The following is an 18,821-nucleotide window of genomic DNA, read 5'->3' on the forward strand; positions in this document are numbered from 1 at the left end:
CCTGCGCCACACGCCCCTTTTCGCGCCCCGTTCACCGTCGGGGCGCCCGCGGCGTCAGCCGTCCGTCACCTCGCTGGACGGTGGCGCCTTGGTGCCGGGGTCGGTACGGACGTCGTCCGTGCACTCGTAGCGGCGCAGCGGTGTGCCGTCCGGGCCGCCGAGGATCACCGAGCCGTCGCCCTCGGCCGCGGCCGAGTCGGAGAACGTACAGACGATCTGGGCGAGCGCGTACGACGTGAGGTCGGCCGGTGAGTTGCTCAGCCGCAGCGCGTCCTTGGGGTCCCTCACCCGGGGCCCGCTCACCGTCATGCCGCCGCGCACGTCGGTCGTGTACCCGGCGTCCCGCTCGCCCGCGGACGGCGACTCGGCGAGCTGGTCGAGGAGACCCTGGGCGACGATGACCCGGCGCTGCACGTCGGCCGTGCCGTCCGGCACCTGTACCGCCCGGTCGACGGTCACCAGCGACGACCCGCACAGCAGGAACACCTGCACGGGCACCCCGCGCGCGGCCTGCGGCGACACGTCCGGCTCGGTGAGCGTGCACGGCACCCGGGAGGGCGCCGCCCCGAAGTCGGTCGGCACCTCGGTGGCCCGGATCCCGCACCCGGCGAGCAGCAGTCCGAGCAGGGGAAGGGCGACTGCGATGCCGTAGCGGCGTCGTACGGTCATGACGCGTTCTCCTCGGGGCCGGAGCCCTCGCCCTTCTCGCCGTTCTCGGTGCCGGGTTCCTCCGTGAGCGCGGAGGCGTCCCTGGGCAGGCGGAGGGTGAACACCGCGCCGCCGTCGGGGGAGTTGGCGGCGGTGATCTCGCCGCCGTGGATGTGGGCGTTCTCCAGGGCGATGGAGAGGCCGAGGCCGCTGCCGTCGGAGCGGGGCCGGGAGGCGCTCGCCTTGTAGAAGCGGTCGAAGACGTGCGGCAGGACGTCCTCGGGGATGCCGGGACCGTGGTCGCGGACGGCGATGACGAGGTCGTCGTCCTCCAGCCGGACCGAGACCCGGACCGGGGAGCCGCCGTGCTTGAGGGCGTTGCCGATGAGGTTGGCGAGGATGACGTCGAGGCGGCGCGGGTCGAGCCGGGAGTGGATGCCGCGCTCGGCGTCCAGGTCGACGGCGTCCAGCCAGGCGCGGGCGTCGATGCACGCGGTGATCTGGTCGGCGATGTCGACGTCGTCCAGGACCAGCCGGGCGGTGCCCGCGTCGAAGCGGGTGACCTCCATCAGGTTCTCGACGAGGTCGCCGAGCCGCTTGGTCTCGCTGACGACGAGGCGTACGGCGGGCTCGATCATCGGGTCCACGCTGCCGGTCTCGGCGTCGAGTTCCTCCTCCAGCACCTCCACCACGGCCGTGATCGCGGTCAGCGGGGTGCGCAGCTCGTGCGACATGTCGGCGACGAACCGGCGCGAGGCGTCGTCGCGGGCGGCCATGTCGGCGACCCGCTTCTCCAGCGCTTCGGCGGTCTGGTTGAACGTCCGTGACAGCTCGGCGAGTTCATCGGTGCCGGAGACCCGCAGCCGGGTGTCGAGCTTGCCCTCGCCGAGCCGGCGCGCGGCGATGCCGAGCCGGTGCACGGGCTTGAGGACGGTCGTCGCGGCGGCCTGCGCGAGCAGCGCGGAACCGATCAGCGCGAGCCCGGTGGCGATCCCCAGCGACCAGGCGAGGGAGTTGAGGTCCTTGGCCTCCGGCTCAAGGGACTTGAGCATGTAGCCGGTCGGCCCGCCGCCGATCATCCGGGACCCGGCCACCAGATAGGGCGTGCCGTGCTCGGTGACCCGCTGCCAGTACAGGTGGTACGGCTCCTTGTTGCCGTCGGACACCGACTGCTGCTTGTTCACCGCCGTCCGCAGCGACGTGGGCACGTCCTCCAGCGAGAAGCCGTTCAGGCCACCGGAGTTGCCGTAGACCGTCTTGTCGTTGGTGTCCTCGGCGACGAGCAGGACGCTGAAGCGCTGGCTGCTGTTGGCCATCTGGCCCGCCGTGCGCATCAGTTCGTCCTGGGTGGGGTGGACGGGCAGGGCGCCGGCGCGGTTCTGCATCTCCTGGCGGAAGTCGCGCAGCACCGCGTCCTGGGCGCGGGTGAGGACCGCCTCGCGGTTGAGCCAGTACGCGATGCCGGACGCGGACACGGCGGCCGTCAGCGCGACCAGGCCGAAGACCACGACCAGCCGCAGCCGCAGGCTGGTGAACCGCAGCCGGGACAGGACTCCCTTACGACCCGGGCGCCAGCCCCGGATCCCCCCTGGCGCGTCGGTCACTGAGGCGAGTCCAGGCGGTAGCCGACGCCGCGCACGGTACGGATGAGCGTCGGGGACGACGGGATGTCCTCGACCTTGGCGCGCAGCCGCTGGACACACGCGTCCACCAGCCGTGAGTCACCGAGGTAGTCGTGTTCCCACACCAGCCGCAGCAACTGCTGCCGGGACAGGGCCTGTCCGGGCCGCCGGCTCAGCTCCAGGAGCAACCGCAGCTCGGTGGGCGTGAGTTGGAGGTCCTCGCCGTTCTTCGTGACGGTCATCGCGGCGCGGTCGATCACCAGCGAACCGAACGTGGCCGCGTCGTTGGCCTCGCGCTCCCCGCGCCGCAGCACGGCCCGGATCCGGGCGTCGAGAACACGCCCCTGCACGGGTTTGACCACGTAGTCGTCGGCGCCGGACTCCAGCCCGACGACGATGTCGATGTCGTCGCTGCGCGCGGTGAGCAGAATGATCGGCAGCTGGTCCGTGCGCCGGATACGACGGCACACCTCGAAACCGTCGATGCCGGGCAGCATCACATCCAGCACGATCAGGTCCGGCCGCTGCTCACGCAGCAGCTTCAGACCGTCCTCGCCGCTGGCAGCGGTGGCCACCCGGTGTCCCTGGCGCGTCAGAGAGAGCTCCAGGGCCGTCCGGATGGCGTCGTCGTCCTCGATCAGCAACAGGGAAGGCACGGGGCTCATTCTGGCCCATGGCGGCCCGGGGTTTCGACACCTGTACGGCTACACAGCCCTCGCGGCCCGGTGTGCGCACCCCTAGCGCCCTTCCCTGTGACCGGACTGTCCGTTTTCTGAGGTCGGCCGCGGAGACCGGCCCCTGTGACAGGTCTGTGACAGTCGGGGGACACGTCCATGAAGTGACCCCGGCAGGATTTTCGGCACAGGCAAGGAACCACGCCGGAACTTCCGAACACCGGGCAAGTCCACTACGGGGGGCGCGAGATGAACACGCTGCACAGCACCAGCAACAACGCAGTCATCACGCGTCTGCACGACGTCACCCGGGGCTCGGAGAAGTCCGGCGCTGTGAGCGGGCGGGGGTGCGCTCGCAGCGCCGGGCGTCAGCACACCGGTTACATGACGGTGGTTGACGCGCACACGGGGGAGGCGCACGGGGGAAGCGGGTACAGGGAGGACACGGGGGAGCGTCGTTCGCTGTCGGAGGCGGAGTTCACCGCCTACGTCCAGGAGCGCCGCGCCTCCCTGTACGCGACCGCCTACCACCTGACCGGCGACCGCTTCGAGGCCGAGGACCTGCTGCAGAGCGCGCTGTTCTCGACGTACAAGGCGTGGGACCGGATCAGTGACAAGGCCGCGGTCGGGGGCTATCTCCGCCGCACCATGACGAACCTGCACATCAGCGCGTGGCGCCGCCGCAAGCTGAACGAGTACCCGACCGAGGAGCTGCCGGAGACGCCCGGCGACACGGACGCGATGCGCGGCACGGAGCTGCGCGCGGTCCTGTGGCAGGCGCTGTCCCGGCTGCCGGAACTCCAGCGCACCATGCTGGTCCTCCGCTACTACGAGGGCCGCACGGACCCGGAGATCGCGGAGATCCTCGACATCAGTGTCGGCACGGTGAAGTCCAGCATCTGGCGGTCGCTCCGCCGCATGCGCGAGGACGAGGTCCTCAGCTTCGGCCGTGACGAGGAGGACGCCTTCGGGGAGCTCGTCGCCTGAGGGTTCGGGGGGGGAAGGTAAACGGGGGAGGTCCTGGGGACCGCGGGGGATCGGTACCGGGGGGTGCCGACGGGGTCACCGGGACCAGGGGGAACACGGGGGACACGGGGGAAAAACCAGGGGGATCACGGGGGAAGTACCACGGGGGAACGGAGGAGCGGGACTGGAGGGCCGGGGGGTCCGTCCAGTCCCGCTCTTCTCGTACGTCGTCAGGTGCCCGTCGCCGGACTGCCGTCGTCAGCTGGTGGGGGTCGGGGCGGGGGCCGCCGCCGGGCGTCGCCCCACCGCCGCCGCGGCCAGCCGGCCCAGCGCCTCGTCCTTGCCGCAGGCGTACGCGCCGAGCCCGGTCTGCCGGGCCACGATCGACCGCTCCAGCCGCATCAGCCGCCAGCCCCGCCGCACCAGGAACGCCACGGACTTACGGCCCTCCCTGAGATCCCGCAGGAAACGCCGGCGGAACGTGCGCACCGGCCCCCGGCTCAGGCACAGCGCGTCCGCGAGCACGCCCAGCTCCCGGCAGCGGGTGATGACCTCGGCGGCGAAGATGCCCTCCGCTATGAACAGCGGGGTGCGGCCCACGTCGACCGCCTCCGTGCCCGTCCGCGCGCTGAGCGAGAGGTCGTAGACCGGCACGTCTGTACGGCCCGTGCGGCACAGTTCGACGATCGCGGTGACCGCGACGTCCGCGTCCCAGGAGTCGGGGTGGTCCCAGTCGATGTCCGAACTCCCGGCCACCAGCGGCAGAGTGGGGTCGTCGCCCTCTTTGTAGAAGTCGTCGAGCCGCAGCACGGGCAGGCCGGACCGGGCGGAGACGAGGGACTTGCCGGAACCCGAGGGGCCGCACAGCAGCACGACACGGGCCGGTGACGGGGAAATGATGCTCACGGGACACCAGTTTGACGCATTCCGTACGTCCTGCCGACCCCGCGGGTCGCCAGTGGAACGCGCATCACACGTCAACTACCCTTCGTGCTGACCTGATTACCCTGCGCACCAGAAGGTGGCACCAGCAATGGCACGACACACGTCCTCCCAGCACCCGACCGCCCAGCGGGCCCTGGTCGCCCTCGCGACCGCCGGAGTCGCGCTGGGCGCGGGGGCGGCGACGGCCGCGGCGGACACCTCGCCGGTGGCGACCCGGCCCACCTCGCTGGGCAAGATCGACCCGGCGGCGGGGCTCGGCGCCCTCACCGGCACGGTCGGTTATGTCACCGGGCCTGTCGCCGGGCTCAAGCCGAACCCCCTCGCGGGCACGGGAGTCGACCCGCTGGACAACGGGGTGGCGACCCAGCTCGCGGACTTCCAGCCGCTGGCCTCGCAGGCGTTGACCGGACCGGTCGCCGAGGCGCAGTCGATCGGGAGCATGCCGGTGGTGGGGCAGGTCACGGGGTTGCTGGGGGGCTGAGCGATTGCGGGGCAGGGGCGGGGAGCTGCGGATCCGGTGCCGAGTGCGAGTCCGCAGTGGCTGGTCGCGCAGTTCCCCGCGCCCCTGAGGCACGGCCTTCGGCCCGCCTAGTACGAGGAGCCGCTCGCCCCCAGCGAACCCGTCGGATGCCAGACCGTCTTCGTCTCCAGGAAGGCCGTCAGGCGGTCGGTGCCGGGAGTCCGCGTGTAGTCCACAGGCTGTGGACGCAGGACCCGCTTGAGGTTGTCCGCCGCCGCGATCTCCAGCTCCTTCGCCAGCACGTCGTCCGCGCCCGCCAGGTCGATGGCGTTGACGTCCTGGTGGGCGGCCAAGGGGGCCGCGATCTCCGCCGTCCTGCCGGAGAGGACGTTGACGACACCGCCGGGCAGGTCGGAGGTGGCCAGGACCTCGCCCAACGACAGCGCCGGGAGCGGGGACGTCTCGCTCGCGATCACGATCGCCGTGTTGCCGGTCGCGATCACCGGGGCCACGACCGAGACCAGGCCCAGGAAAGACGACTCCTGGGGGGCGAGGACGGTGACGACACCCGTCGGCTCGGGGGAGGAGAGGTTGAAGTACGGGCCCGCCACCGGGTTCGCGCCGCCGACCACCTGGGCGATCTTGTCGGTCCAGCCCGCGTACCAGACCCAGCGGTCGATCGCCGCGTCCACGACGGCGGCGGACTTCGCCTTCGACAGGCCCTCCGCGTCCGCCACTTCACGCACGAACTGCTCCTTGCGGCCCTCCAGCATCTCGGCGACGCGGTAGAGGACCTGGCCCCGGTTGTAGGCCGTCGCGCCGGACCAGCCGCCGAACGCCTTGCGGGCCGCGACGACCGCGTCCCGGGCGTCCTTGCGGGAGGACTGCGGCGCGTTCGCCAGCCACTTGCCCTTGGAGTCCGTCACCTCGTACACCCGGCCGCTCTCGGAACGCGGGAACTTGCCCCCGACGTACAGCTTGTAGGTCTTGAAGACGGACAGTCGCTGCTGCTCTGACTTCTCAGACATCGAGGTACGCCTCCAGGCCGTGGCGACCGCCCTCGCGGCCGTAGCCCGACTCCTTGTAACCGCCGAACGGCGAGGTCGGGTCGAACTTGTTGAACGTGTTGGACCACACCACGCCCGCGCGCAGCTTGCTCGCGACGGCCAGGATGCGGGAGCCCTTCTCGGTCCAGATGCCCGCCGAGAGGCCGTACTGCGTGTTGTTGGCCTTCGCGACCGCCTCCTCGGGCGTGCGGAAGGTCAGCACCGACAGCACCGGGCCGAAGATCTCGTCGCGGGCGACGGTGTGCGCCTGGGTGACGTTCGTGAAGAGCGTCGGGGCGAACCAGTAGCCGGAGGACGGGAGTTCGCAGGACGGGGACCAGCGCTCGGCGCCCTCGGCCTCGCCCTGCTCGACGAGCGAGGTGATCCGCGCGAGCTGCTCGGCGGAGTTGATCGCGCCGATGTCCGTGTTCTTGTCGAGCGGGTCGCCGAGGCGGAGCGTGGAGAGCCTGCGCTTGAGGGAGTCCAGCAGCTCGTCCTGGACGGACTCCTGGACGAGCAGGCGGCTGCCCGCGCAGCAGACCTGGCCCTGGTTGAAGAAGATGCCGGTGACGATCCCCTCGACGGCCTGGTCGACGGGCGCGTCGTCGAAGACGATGTTCGCGCCCTTGCCGCCGAGTTCGAGGGTGACCTTCTTGCCGGTGCCCGCGACCGTCCGCGCGATCTCCTTGCCGACGGCGGTGGAGCCGGTGAAGGCGACCTTGTTCACGTCCGGGTGCGCGACCAGCGCGGCGCCCGCATCGCCGTATCCCGGAAGGATGTTGACGACACCCTTGGGCAGGCCCGCCTGGCGGCAGATGTCCGCGAAGAAGAGAGCGGACAGGGGGGTCGTCTCGGCGGGCTTCAGCACCACCGTGTTGCCGGTCGCGAGCGCCGGAGCGATCTTCCACGCCAGCATCAGCAGCGGGAAGTTCCAGGGGATGACCTGGCCGGCGACGCCCAACGGCCTTGGCGCGGAGCCGAATCCGGCGTGCTCCAGCTTGTCGGCCCAGCCCGCGTAGTAGAAGAAGTGCGCGGCGACCAGGGGGAGGTCGGCGTCGCGGGTCTCCTTGATGGGCTTGCCGTTGTCCAGGGTTTCCAGGACGGCCAGTTCGCGGCTGCGCTCCTGGATGATCCGGGCGATGCGGAACAGGTACTTCGCCCGCTCGGAGCCCGGCAGCGCCGACCACTTCTCGAAGGCCTTGCGGGCGGCCCGCACCGCGCGGTCCACGTCCGCCTCGCCCGCCTGGGCGATCTCGGACAGGACCTCCTCGGTGGACGGGGACACGGTCTTGAAGACCTTGCCGTCCGCGGCCTCGGTGAACTCACCGTCGATGAACAGGCCGTAGGACGGCGCGATGTCGACGACCGAGCGGGACTCGGGCGCCGGGGCGTACTCGAAAGCGGAAACAGATGCGGATGCCATGGGGGATCAGTCCACCGTCACGTAGTCGGGGCCGGAGTAGCGGCCGGTGGCCAGCTTCTGACGCTGCATCAGCAGGTCGTTCAGGAGCGAGGACGCGCCGAAGCGGAACCAGTGGTTGTCCAGCCAGTCCGCGCCAGCCGTCTCGTTGACGATGACCAGGAACTTGACGGCGTCCTTGGAGGTGCGGATACCGCCCGCGGGCTTCACGCCGACCTGGATGCCGGTCTGGGCGCGGAAGTCGCGGACCGCCTCCAGCATCAGCAGGGTGTTCGCGGGGGTCGCGTTGACGGCGACCTTGCCGGTGGACGTCTTGATGAAGTCCGCGCCGGCCAGCATGCCGAGCCAGGAGGCGCGGCGGATGTTGTCGTACGTCGACAGCTCGCCGGTCTCGAAGATGACCTTCAGGCGGGCGGCGCCCGAGGCCTCCTTCACGGCGACGATCTCGTCGTACACCTTCATGTAGTGGCCCGCGAGGAACGCCCCGCGGTCGATGACCATGTCGATCTCGTCGGCGCCCGCGGCGACCGCGTCGCGCACGTCGGCCAGCTTCACGTCGAGCGCGGCCCGGCCGGCCGGGAAGGCGGTGGCGACGGAGGCGACCTTCACGGCGGAACCGGCGACGGCCTCCTTGGCGGTGGCCACCATGTCGGGATAGACGCACACGGCCGCGGTCGACGGGCTGGTGCGGTCGGTCGGGTCGGGGCGGACCGCCTTGGCGCCGAGCGCCCGGACCTTGCCCGGGGTGTCCGCGCCTTCCAGCGTCGTCAGGTCGACCATCGAGATGGCGAGGTCGATGGCGTACGCCTTCGCGGTGGTCTTGATGGAACGGGTCCCGAGCGAGGCGGCACGCGCCTCGAGGCCGACCGCGTCGACGCCGGGCAGCCCGTGGAGGAAGCGGCGCAGCGTGCTGTCGGAGGCCGTTACCTCGCCGAGTGCGTGTGCAGCAGCAGGTGCAGTGGTGGGCATGGTCACCACCCGAGCATATCTACGCGCGTAGCGGCTGTACACCCCGAGCACGTGATCCTGGCTGGGGGCGCGGGGCCGTGTCCGGATGCGGCTCCGCCGCGCGGGCGCGACCGGCCGCGGAGCACCCGAGGTCGCAGACGCACACAACCCCGACGGCGACCGGGCGCACCCCTGAGGCACAATCGGCACCATGACGACCCCGCTCCCCGTTCACAAAGACCGGATCTACCGCTCCCCCGCGGGCCTCGTCGCCGGTGTCCTCCTGCTGGTCATCGTCGGCTGGCTGGGCATCGACGCCCTCGTGAGCGGCCATGGCCGCACCCCGTGGCTGGCGCTGGCCGGGATGATCCTCGTGGTGCCGGTCCTCGTGGCCTTCACCCTCCGCCCGGCCGTGTACGCCAACGAGAACCGCCTCCGCGTCCGCAACCCCTTCCGGGTCGTCGTGCTGCCGTGGGGCGAGATCGCCAGCCTGCGCTCCGGGTTCTCGAACGAGGTCGTCACGAAGGCGGGCGCCAAGTTCCAGCTGTGGTCGGTGCCCGTCTCGCTGCGGGCCCGCAAGAAGGCGGCCCGGCGCGAAGCGAAGGCCGCGGCGGAGGCGGCGGGCGAGCGGCGCGGCGGCCGGGCCGGGGGCCTCGGCCTCGGCGGCGGACTGAGCGGGCTCGGCGGCTTCGGCGGTGGCATGGGCGCGGGCAGCGCCCTGCGGGGCGGTGCCGCGCAGGCCGGGCCCACGCGCCCGGAGTCCGACCAGATCATGGCCGACCTGCGCGAGCTGCTGGAGGGCCGGGAGGAGGCCGAGCCGGCACAGGGCGAGGTCACCGTGCGCTGGGCGTACGAGGTGATCGGACCGGCGGTCGCGGGCGCGGTGGTCCTGGCGATCCTGCTGGCGACGGGCTGACCCCCCCCGCTCCCCGCGCTCACCCCTTCTCACCCTGGGATGACATGACCACGAACGTCCGGGAGCCGTCGCTGCTGGCCGCCTCCGCGATACCCGGCGGATGCGTGGCCTGGAACGGCGGGCACGCGCGCGCGTGGGCCGATGCGGCGCTGCCGTCGTGGGTGCCGGTCAGACCGCGCCGCTGGTCCGTCGAACTGGTCCTCTGGTGCGCGGTGCTGGCCGCCTTCGGACTGCTGGCGACCACGGATCTGCCCCCTGACCTGGTCGCGCTCCTGCCGCTCCAGGTCGTCTGGTGGCTGTGGCGCCCCGAGGTCGTACGGTTCTCCGCGCCCGTCCTGGTCGTGCTGGTCGCGGTACGGGCCACCGGGCTGCCGTGGCCGGTCCTGGTCTGCGCCGCCCTGCTGGTGCTGACGTCCGTGACGGCCACCGGACTGCGGGCACGCGCGCGTGCCCGCCAGCGGGAGGGCGCCCTCGCCGCGGCCGGCGGGGTCGTGGCCGTGCCGCCCGGCGCGGACGGGCCGGTGCGGCGGGGCGGGCTGTTCCTCAGGTTCGGGGCCGGTCTGGCCGTACCCGGTGTCGCGCTGCTCGCCACCTCCGGCCTGTGGCACGGGTCCGGTGGCCGTCGGCTGGCGCTCGCGGAGGGCCTGTTCGCGGTCGGCCTGGCCCTCACCCTGCTGTTCTCCGGCACCCTCGGCCGTCGCCGGGCGACCGCACTGCGCACGACCCCCGCACCCGTCCTGCGCGTCCTCGTCGGCAAGGACGAGCACGAGGACGCGGTGGTCTACGCGGCGGACGACACCCGGGCGCTACGGCCGCTGTTCACCGTCGCGACACGGGCGGCACGCTACGGGGACGCGGACGGCAAGGGCGACGGAAGCGACCCGGACGACCGGGGCGACCGCGGCGATCGGGACGACGTGGCGGCCCGGGAGGAGCTGGAGGAACTTCTCGACAAGGCCGCCGCTCCCGTCCCCGGCCCGCTGCGCGAGGCCGTCCTCTACGGCGCGCCCTGCGACGGCGCCGAGATCCTGCTGGTCGGCGCGGCGGAGGAGCCCGGTGAGCCGCCGGTGGCGGAGTGTTCGACCGGGCCCGTGCGGCCGTTGCCGGAGCGTGCGGCGGGGCGCAGGCTCGCCCGGGAGGAGCGGGCGGCGGTCCGCGCGGCGCGGGACGCGGAACTGGCCGAGACCGTGCGGGCGGGGATCACCGTGGTGCCGGTGCGGCACTGGCGGGCGGGGGCGGTGGACCTGCTGGCGGGCTTCCTGACGGCGCTGTGGTGCACCGGGTACTTCCTGCTGGTGATCGACGACAGCCTCTGGTTCCAGGCGCTGCTGCTCGTCACCGGGCTGATGTGCGCTGTCCGCGTCCCCGTGAAAATCCGCTGGCGCGTCACCGCCGACCGCACCGGCGTCTGGCTGAACCGGCTGCGTGCCCCGCGGCACATCCCGTGGGACGACCTGCGCGCGGCCCGGCGTGAGTCGTTCGAGCTCCAGCTCCGGGTGCGCGACGGCGACAACTGGGCGGTGGCCGCGCCCCGTTGGCCCTGGCTCCAGCGCAGGCGCCGGCTCGTCCACCCGTACGACGCGCTGGCCGCCGAGCTCACCGCGATGATCGCCGACCCCGCCCTCCGCCCCACCGGCGAGAGCGGTGCGAAGGAACGCGGGCGCCCGCTGTGGCCGTTCGCCGCGGTCCTCGGTTTCGCCTGGATCGCGGTGCTCGTCACCCGCTGGCTGTCCTGACCGTGGTTGCGGGGCGGTGCCCCCATGCAGCCCCTTCCGTCCATCTATTGGCAACGTTGTCCCGAGTGCGGAGTGAGCGCTTTCCCTGTGTCTGTCCTAGGGGTTTCCTAGGGGATACTTCGACATGAAGCGTGGGCCCGGGCGTCTCGTTTGTCTCGTCCCGTTCATCTCCGCCTCAGTAGATTGCTGATGCCGTCCATAGCGCCGTACCTGCGGGTTTTACTCATCGATGGGCGGCAGGGGTGGGGACATGGAGCGGTCCGGCGAGGCGGCAAGACCTGCCGTCGCGGTGATGGGCATGAGATGTCTGATCGACATCGACGGCCGGGGCGGGTTCGGGTGGCGGCTGGTCGCCCCCAACGGGCGGTCGGTGGCGGTGTCGTTGACCTCGCACGACAGCCACGACCGATGTCGCAAGGCGTTCGTCCGGCTGTGCGCGCGCCATGCCGAGATGGGCGGCGGCATCCAGCACGGTGCCGAGGGCGGCGGCTGGGTGTGGGTCGTGTGGGAGACGTCGGGACGGCATCTCGCCGGGGCGGCGCGGACGTACGAGCGGCACGCGACCTGTCGTGCCGCCTATGACCGGTTCCGCGCGATGCTGCCCGAACTGATGCACGCGGGACCGGAGTTATTCGGCGACAGCGGCTGACGGACGGTCAACTCACCCGTCCTGTGGACGTGATCGTCAACTGAGGCCGCTGTCGGTCGAGTTGTGCATGGTGTGTGCGGGATCCGCGCAACGGTTGTTGCCCCCAGGGAACCTCTTGTTCACACCTCGGGGCGAGCGTGTCCACCACGGGCCCGGAGCGTCGGGGCCGTGCCTGTGCCGAGACGAACCAGACCGCCGCAGCCCGTGACCGCTCTCGCGGCCGGGCCCGCCGCCGACGACGTGCCGAGACGCCTGTACGCCGACCCGGGGCTGCCCGACCGGGTCTTCCGGGTGGTGCTGCGCTCCGGCGGCACCTTCGTGCTGGGCGTCATGCTGCTGGTGGGCGGCTTCCTCCTCTACCGGGCGTGGCTGGCGCTGGACAAGGCCGGCTGGTCCTTCCTCACCACCGCCCAATGGGCCCCGGACCAGGGGAACTTCGGGATCGCGGCGGTGCTCGTCGGCACTGTGCTGATCGCCGTGGTCGCCGTGCTGGTCGCCGTACCGCTGGCCACCGGCGCCGCGCTGTACATCTCGGAGTACGCGCCGGCCGGGCTGCGCAGAACGCTGATCAGCACCGTCGACCTGATGGCCGCCGTGCCCTCGGTGGTCTACGGCCTGTGGGGCGTGTTCTTCCTCCAGGACAAGGTGCTGCCGGTCGCCCGCTGGATCTCCACCTACCTCGGCTGGATCCCCGTCTTCGACGTGCGAGGAGCCGACCCCGCCGACCCGTTGGCGCCCGAGAGCCTCTACACGTCCTCGACGTTCATCGCGGGTCTCGTCGTCGGCATGATGATCGCGCCGATCGTCTGCTCGATCATGCGCGAGGTCTTCTCCCAGGCCCCGGCCGGTGAACGCGAGGGCGCCTACGCGCTCGGCGCGACCCGCTGGGGCATGATCCGCAGCGTCGTCCTGCCCTTCGGGCGCGGCGGGATGATCGGCGGCACCATGCTCGGGCTCGGCCGGGCCCTCGGCGAGACCATCGCCATCTTCATGATCATCTCGGTGACCTTCGACATCCAGTGGCACGTCCTGCAGTCCGGCACCAGCTCGATCGCCGCACTGATCGCGCTGCACTACGGCGAGGCCAGCGAGTTCGGCATGTCCGCCCTGATGGCGGCCGGCTTCGCGCTGTTCCTCATGACGCTGATCGTCAACTTCGCGGCCTCGTCCATCGTCGCCCGGTCCCGCTCGGGCGCGACCGGCGACGCCTGACGACCCCGCCGCTCCACCGCCGACTCCCCGGCGCCCGCAGCCCGTTACGCCACAGCCAGACAGGAATGAGCGACCATGACCGCTGCCCCTGAAGCGCCCGGCGCGCGTCAGGCGACCGGCCGCCCGCGCACCACGCTGCCGGGCCTCGCGCGCACCGCCGGGCCGGGCGGCGAGCGCCGCCGCGCCCTGACCCGGCTGCGCGCCACCGACCTGTACGCCGTCGCGGGCGCCGCCGCGTCCGCGCTGTCGCTGACCTGGCTGCTGTTCGCCTGGCTGCTGCCCTTCAACGGCGCGGTCGGCTTCGTCGTCCTGGCCTACGGCCTGTTCCTGCTGATCTACGCCCTGCTGGTCTCCTTCGACGAGGACGGCCCGGCCGTCGTCGACCGGATCGCGGCGGCCGTGGTCCGCTCGATGGGTGTCCTGCTGGTCGTGATCCTCGCGTTCGTCGTCGTGTACGCGCTGGCCGAGGGCCGCAAGGCGCTGGTGCACCTGAACTTCTTCACCCAGGACATGCACCTGGCCGGCCCGCTGGAGCCGCTCAGCGTCGGCGGGGCGCTGCACGCGGCGGCCGGCACCCTCATCATGATCACCATCGCGCTGCTGATCACCGTCCCGGCCGGGCTGGTCTGCGCGGTGTTCCTCACCGAAGTGCCCGGCGGCTACGCCCGGTTCGTGCGCACGATCGTCGAGGCGATGACCGCGCTGCCGTCGATCGTCGCCGGCCTGTTCATCTACGCCACCGTGATCCTGGGCCTGGGGCTGGGCCAGTCCGGGCTCGCCGCCGGGCTCGCGCTCTCGGTGATGATGCTGCCGATCATCATCCGGGCCGCCGACGTCGTCATCCGGCTGGTCCCCGGCACCCTGCGCGAGGCCGCCTACGCGATGGGCACCAGCCGTTGGCGCACGGTGTGGCACGTCGTCCTGCCGACCTGCCGCTCGGGTCTGACCACCGCCGTGATCCTCGGCACCGCGCGCGGCATCGGCGAGACCTCCCCGGTGCTGCTGACCGCCGGCTACACCAACGACCTCAACCTCAACCCGCTGCACGATCCGATGGTCTCGCTGCCGCTGGTCACCTTCGAGTTCGTCAAGTCGCCCGAGCCGAACATGATCTCGCGCGGCTTCGGCACGGCGGCCCTGCTGATGACGCTGGTGCTGCTGCTGTTCGTGGCCGCCCGTGTCGTCGGCGGGCGCGGGCCAGGCCAGTTGAGCCGCCGCCAGGAACACCGGCGCGTCCTCGCGTCCCGGCGTGACGCGCGTCGCTTCGCCGAACGTCCGGTGCCCTCCGCCGCCACTCCGAGCCCCAACGCCCTCACCGAAAACGGGAGTTCGTCGTGAAACCCGCCACTCGTCTCCGTCTGGCGGCCACCGTGCTGTCACTGCTGTGCGCCGTGCTCGCCGTTCGGCCACCGTCCGCCGCGGCGGCCTCCTACGCGAAGATCACCGGCTCCGGTTCGACCTGGAGTTCCAACGCGGTCCAGCAGTGGGTCCGCAACGTCAAGGCCAACTACGGCATGACGGTGAACTTCTCGGCCAACGGCTCCTCGCAGGGCCGCCAGCAGTTCAAGAACAACACCGTCGACTTCGCGGTCTCCGAGATCCCCTACGGCCTCAAGGAACAGGGCGTCACCGAGGTGCCGCCGAGCCGGGGCTACGCCTACATGCCGATCGTGGCCGGCGGTACGGCGTTCATGTACAACCTCAGGATCAACGGCAGGATGGTCACCAACCTCCGGCTCTCCGGTGACGTACTCACCAGGATCTTCACCGGGAGGATCACCCGCTGGAACGACCCGGCGATCGCCGCCGACAACCCGGGGCTGACCATGCCGGCCCGCGCGATCGTCCCGGTGGTCCGCTCGGACGGCTCGGGCACCAGCGCGCAGTTCACCACCTGGATGTCCAAGGAGTACCCGGCGCTGTGGAGCGACTACTGCTCCCGCACCGGACGCGGCAGCGGCAACTGCGGCATGACCTCGTTCTACCCGCTGCTCAGCGGCTCCACGATGGTCTCCAAGTCCGGCTCGCTCGGCGTCTCCGGCCATGTCCGCCAGCCCTCCGGCGAGGGCGCGATCACCTACGTCGAGTACTCCTACGCCAAGAACACCGGCTTCCCGGTGGCCAAGGTGCTCAACAAGGACAACTTCTACGTCGAGCCGACCGCGGCGAGCGTCGCGGTCGCGCTGACCAAGGCCGAGATCAACGAGAACAAGCAGTCCTCGAACTACCTCACCCAGATCCTCGACAACGTCTACACCAACGCGGACGCCCGCACCTACCCGCTGTCCAGCTACAGCTACATGATCCTGCCGACGAAGGTGGAGGCGGGCTTCACCGAGGCCAAGGGCAACTCCCTCGGCACGTTCGCCCGTTACTTCCTGTGCGACGGACAGCAGCAGGCGGACGACCTCGGCTACTCGCCGCTGCCGAAGAACCTCGTCGAGGCGGGCTTCGCGCAGATCCGCCGGGTGCCGGGCGCGCCGACGAGCACGATCGACATCAACGACTGCCGCAACCCCACCTTCTCCGGCGGGGTCAACACCCTGATCCAGAACGCCCCTTACCCCAAGTCCTGCGACAAGAAGGGGTCCACGCAGTGCACCACCGGCACGGCGGGCGCGGCGGGCACCAGCACACCGGTGAAGCCCTCCGCCAACGGCGGTAGCACCTCGGGCGGCACCAACTCCGCGACCGGCGGCTCCACTTCCGCCGGTTCCACCGCCTCGGGCGGCACCGGCGGCACGGACACCAACGGTGACGGCAAGCCCGACAGCACCGCGAGCGCCACGGCCGGCGGTACGTCCGCGGGCGCCGTCGACCCCGACACCGGCGAGGTGGTCAGCGGCGACGGGACCGGCACCGGCGGCACCGGCGACACGTCCGTCGCCGCCAACCCGGTGGCCCTCGCCTCCGACAACGGCCTCGGGATGCGCGGCGCCCTGATGGCCCTGTCGGCCGTACTGCTCGTCGCGGTGGTCGTCGGACCGCCGCTCACCGCACGGATGCTGGCGGCCCGCTCGCGCCGCAGGAGGGAGTTCTGATGGGACGGCCCACGACACGGATGTCCCCGGTCCCGCGGCGGGTGGCCGCGGGGGTGGGCTGCCTGATGTCCGCGCTGGTGCTCGCGGTGCTGCCGCTGCCCCCGGGCGCGGAGCGGGCGCAGGCGGCCACGGCGGAGAGCTCCGCGGTGACCGAGAGCGGTGCCGAGGGGGCGTACGGCGACGACTTCTCGAAGCTGAAGGTCACCGTGCACCAGACGAAGGAGCTGACCGGGCAGGGCGTGCGGGTGACCTGGACCGGCGGTGAGCCGTCCGCCAACGACCAGACCGACTTCCTCTCGGTCATGCAGTGCTGGGGTGACGCGGCGACCGGACCCGACCGTACGCAGTGCGAGTTCGGGCTGGCGGCGGGCGGGCAGAAGGGGGACGGGCGGTACGTGTACCGGGGCGACACCTCCGGCCACGACCCGCTGGAGACCGACTCCTCGACCCCGGTCGACCGCAACGGCACCCACTACGTGCCGTTCGCTCCGGTCACGGGACAGGGCGACCCCACCACGTCCGCCACCGACACCACGTACTTCACCGACGGGGACACCAACGCCGTCCCGTTCATGCCGAACGACGGGGACGGCGGCGGCGACATGTCGTTCGAGCTGAAGTCGGCCGTGGAACAGCCCGCCCTGGGCTGCGGGGCCCGCACCACCGCCGCCGGGAAGATCCAGCCGTGCTGGCTGGTGGTGGTGCCGCGCGGCACCCACGACCCCAACGGGCAGCAGCACAGCCCCGGCAGCGCGGTCACCTCCTCGCTCAGCCGGTCGAACTGGGACCAGCGCATCGTGTTCCGGCTCGACTTCGCGCCGGTCACCGACAGCTGCGACCCGAGCAAGCCCGAGCGCGGAATCATGGGTTCCGAACTGGCCACCGACGTCATCACGTCCTGGCAGAGTGCCCTGTGCGCGTCCGGGACCTACCGGTTCAACTACACGCAGTCCGGCGAGGAGCAGGCGCGCGAGGCCGTGACCTCCGGCGACTCGGTGGCCGGGCTCGCCATGACGGTGTACCCCGTCGAACCGGCCGACGGCGTGGCCGAGGTGGTGCACGCGCCGGTCGCGGTCACCGGACTGACCATCGGCTACGTCTGGATGTACGACGCCCAGGCCGGCAGCCGTCCGCTCACCCAACTCAAGCTCAACCAGCGGCTGCTGGCCAAGGTGCTCACCCAGTCCTACCCCCTCAGCCTGGTCAAGCCGGGCGACAGGATGCCCGCCTACCTCTCCGGCAACCCCGAGAGCATCGTCAAGGACCCGGAATTCCTCCAGCTCAATCCCGGGCTCGCGGGCCAGGCGGCCGGAAACGCACCCCTCGGACTGGCCCTCACCCTCGCCAACACCGACTCGGCCCGCCTGGTGTGGAAATACATTCTGGCCGACACCGACGCGAAGGAATTCATCGCCGGGAAATCCGACCCCTGGGGAATGAAGGTCAACCCCGCATACGAGGACGGGGTCGTCTCGGATTCCCTGGATTTCTTCCCCAAGACGGACACCGCGCCCACGACGACCGACTGCGGAGGCGGCAACACCGACACCATCACCTACACCGGCCTCGACGTGGTGCCCTACGTCAACGACATGCACGACGCGGCACTGCGGGTCCGCCGCGGTGACATCGGCACGGCCTACCAGTGCACCGTGACCGACGGCGTGCCGAAACTCGTGGCGCTGGGCCGGCCGATCCCGACCAACCAGCGCCAGTTCGGCCTGGTCGACAACGCGTCCGCCGTGCGCTACCTGCTGGGCGCCGCCGCCCTCCCGAACGCCGACGGGCAGTACGTCCAGCCGACCGGCGACTCCCTCCTCAAGGCCGTCGCCCAGATGCCCGACTCGGACGTCACCGGCGTCAAGGCGCCCGCACCCGGCAGCATGAAGGACGGCGCCTACCCGCTCACCGCTGTCGTCTACGCGGCCGCCTCCCTCGACCAGGCCAAGGACGCCCGCCTCGACTACGCCAAGGTGATGCGCTACGCGGCGGGCGCCGGCCAGACCCAGGGCACCGCGAAGGGCCAACTGCCCTACGGATACGCCCCGTTGCCCACCGCCCTGCGCACCCTGGCGCAGCAGGCGGCGGACCGGCTGGAGAAGGGCGTGCCCGCCGCGGGCGAGTCCACCGGCAGTACCTCGGGAGGCGGCGGCGACGACGTGAGCGGCACCGGCAGCGGCGGTTCGGTGTCCGGCGGCGCGGCCGGCGGCACCGGTGGAGGCACCGGCACGTCGGGCGCCACCGGCACCTCGGGCGCCGCCGCCGCGCCGGACACCGCGCGGCCCTCCACCGCGCCCACGGAGACCGACCCGGCCAAGCAGAACGTGGCGAAGTCCGGCGGCTACACCCCCTCCGAGGTGCTCGGCATCGTCCGCTGGGTGCTGCTCGGCGTCCTCGTCGCGGGCGGGGCCGCCGCCCTCGCGGGCCCGGTCGCGCTCCGCCTCTCGCTGCGCCGGGGAGCGGCCGGCGGCTGAGGATTCCCGGACGTCCGGATTCCCGGGGCGTATTCACGCCCCGGGAATTCGCACACCGCCGAGT

The 18,821-nt window shown here is 71.7% G+C and carries 16 protein-coding genes; 9 read left to right on the plus strand and 7 right to left on the minus strand.

All coding sequences use genetic code 11. The features are described 5' to 3' along the window. Positions 1-54 precede the first annotated feature (54 nt). The 3 genes from ACIPTO_RS09190 to afsQ1 are packed head-to-tail and all read right to left on the minus strand — an operon-like array spanning position 55 to position 2,926. Entirely contained in the window at positions 55-669 is a 615-nt protein-coding gene (locus ACIPTO_RS09190; RefSeq protein WP_366316224.1) for a hypothetical protein, read from the minus strand. Then, on the minus strand, positions 666-2,252 hold the full coding sequence (locus tag ACIPTO_RS09195) for a HAMP domain-containing sensor histidine kinase (RefSeq protein WP_366316222.1): 1,587 nt from the start codon (positions 2,250-2,252) through the stop codon (positions 666-668). The genes ACIPTO_RS09190 and ACIPTO_RS09195 overlap by 4 nt, the downstream gene beginning before the upstream one ends. After that, entirely contained in the window at positions 2,249-2,926 is a 678-nt protein-coding gene (gene afsQ1, locus ACIPTO_RS09200; RefSeq protein ID WP_033280216.1) for a two-component system response regulator AfsQ1, read from the minus strand. Before afsQ1 ends, ACIPTO_RS09195 begins: the two co-directional genes overlap by 4 nt. A gap of 267 nt (positions 2,927-3,193) precedes the next feature. On the opposite strand from afsQ1, the gene ACIPTO_RS09205 reads away from it, so the two are divergent. Then, a complete protein-coding gene (locus ACIPTO_RS09205) occupies positions 3,194-3,931 on the plus strand; it encodes a SigE family RNA polymerase sigma factor (RefSeq protein ID WP_266771817.1) in 738 nt (245 codons plus the stop codon). Between the two features lie 237 nt (positions 3,932-4,168). On the opposite strand, the gene ACIPTO_RS09210 is transcribed toward ACIPTO_RS09205, so the two are convergent. After that, positions 4,169-4,816, minus strand: coding sequence for a uridine kinase (locus ACIPTO_RS09210; protein ID WP_366316219.1), 648 nt, complete (start codon positions 4,814-4,816; stop codon positions 4,169-4,171). Between the two features lie 127 nt (positions 4,817-4,943). On the opposite strand from ACIPTO_RS09210, the gene ACIPTO_RS09215 reads away from it, so the two are divergent. After that, positions 4,944-5,336, plus strand: coding sequence for a hypothetical protein (locus tag ACIPTO_RS09215; protein WP_366316217.1), 393 nt, complete (start codon positions 4,944-4,946; stop codon positions 5,334-5,336). A gap of 107 nt (positions 5,337-5,443) precedes the next feature. On the opposite strand, the gene ACIPTO_RS09220 is transcribed toward ACIPTO_RS09215, so the two are convergent. From ACIPTO_RS09220 to deoC, 3 genes are read right to left on the minus strand one after another with little or no spacing between them, the layout of a single operon-like run. Continuing rightward, the gene (locus ACIPTO_RS09220; protein WP_366316215.1) at positions 5,444-6,343 is read right to left on the minus strand and encodes an aldehyde dehydrogenase family protein; all 900 of its coding nucleotides are present in this window, start codon (positions 6,341-6,343) and stop codon (positions 5,444-5,446) included. Beyond that, complete coding sequence (locus ACIPTO_RS09225) at positions 6,336-7,784, minus strand: aldehyde dehydrogenase family protein (RefSeq protein ID WP_401190391.1); 1,449 nt, start codon at positions 7,782-7,784, stop codon at positions 6,336-6,338. Before ACIPTO_RS09225 ends, ACIPTO_RS09220 begins: the two co-directional genes overlap by 8 nt. Before the next feature lie 6 nt (positions 7,785-7,790). Next, complete coding sequence (gene deoC, locus ACIPTO_RS09230) at positions 7,791-8,750, minus strand: deoxyribose-phosphate aldolase (RefSeq protein WP_401190393.1); 960 nt, start codon at positions 8,748-8,750, stop codon at positions 7,791-7,793. A 190-nt stretch (positions 8,751-8,940) separates the two neighbouring features. Between deoC and ACIPTO_RS09235 the strand changes: the two genes are divergently transcribed. The 7 genes from ACIPTO_RS09235 (at position 8,941) to ACIPTO_RS09265 (ending at position 18,757) form a co-directional block, all read left to right on the plus strand. Further along, positions 8,941-9,645, plus strand: a complete 705-nt coding sequence (locus ACIPTO_RS09235) for a PH domain-containing protein (protein WP_366316209.1) — start codon at positions 8,941-8,943, stop codon at positions 9,643-9,645. Between the two features lie 44 nt (positions 9,646-9,689). Continuing rightward, a complete protein-coding gene (locus ACIPTO_RS09240) occupies positions 9,690-11,381 on the plus strand; it encodes a hypothetical protein (RefSeq protein WP_401190395.1) in 1,692 nt (563 codons plus the stop codon). A gap of 250 nt (positions 11,382-11,631) precedes the next feature. Beyond that, a complete protein-coding gene (locus ACIPTO_RS09245) occupies positions 11,632-12,030 on the plus strand; it encodes a hypothetical protein (RefSeq protein WP_401190397.1) in 399 nt (132 codons plus the stop codon). A 204-nt stretch (positions 12,031-12,234) separates the two neighbouring features. Beyond that, complete coding sequence (pstC, locus tag ACIPTO_RS09250) at positions 12,235-13,242, plus strand: phosphate ABC transporter permease subunit PstC (RefSeq protein ID WP_401190399.1); 1,008 nt, start codon at positions 12,235-12,237, stop codon at positions 13,240-13,242. A gap of 75 nt (positions 13,243-13,317) precedes the next feature. After that, on the plus strand, positions 13,318-14,580 hold the full coding sequence (gene pstA / locus ACIPTO_RS09255; protein WP_366316201.1) for a phosphate ABC transporter permease PstA: 1,263 nt from the start codon (positions 13,318-13,320) through the stop codon (positions 14,578-14,580). Further along, positions 14,577-16,283 (plus strand): phosphate ABC transporter substrate-binding protein PstS, encoded by a 1,707-nt coding sequence (pstS, locus tag ACIPTO_RS09260; protein WP_401190401.1) that lies wholly within the window; start codon positions 14,577-14,579, stop codon positions 16,281-16,283. The genes pstA and pstS overlap by 4 nt, the downstream gene beginning before the upstream one ends. Further along, positions 16,283-18,757, plus strand: a complete 2,475-nt coding sequence (locus ACIPTO_RS09265) for a hypothetical protein (protein ID WP_401190403.1) — start codon at positions 16,283-16,285, stop codon at positions 18,755-18,757. Before pstS ends, ACIPTO_RS09265 begins: the two co-directional genes overlap by 1 nt. Positions 18,758-18,821 lie beyond the last annotated feature (64 nt).

It is taken from the genome of Streptomyces sp. NPDC090083 (genome assembly GCF_044747445.1).
Lineage (GTDB): Bacteria > Actinomycetota > Actinomycetes > Streptomycetales > Streptomycetaceae > Streptomyces.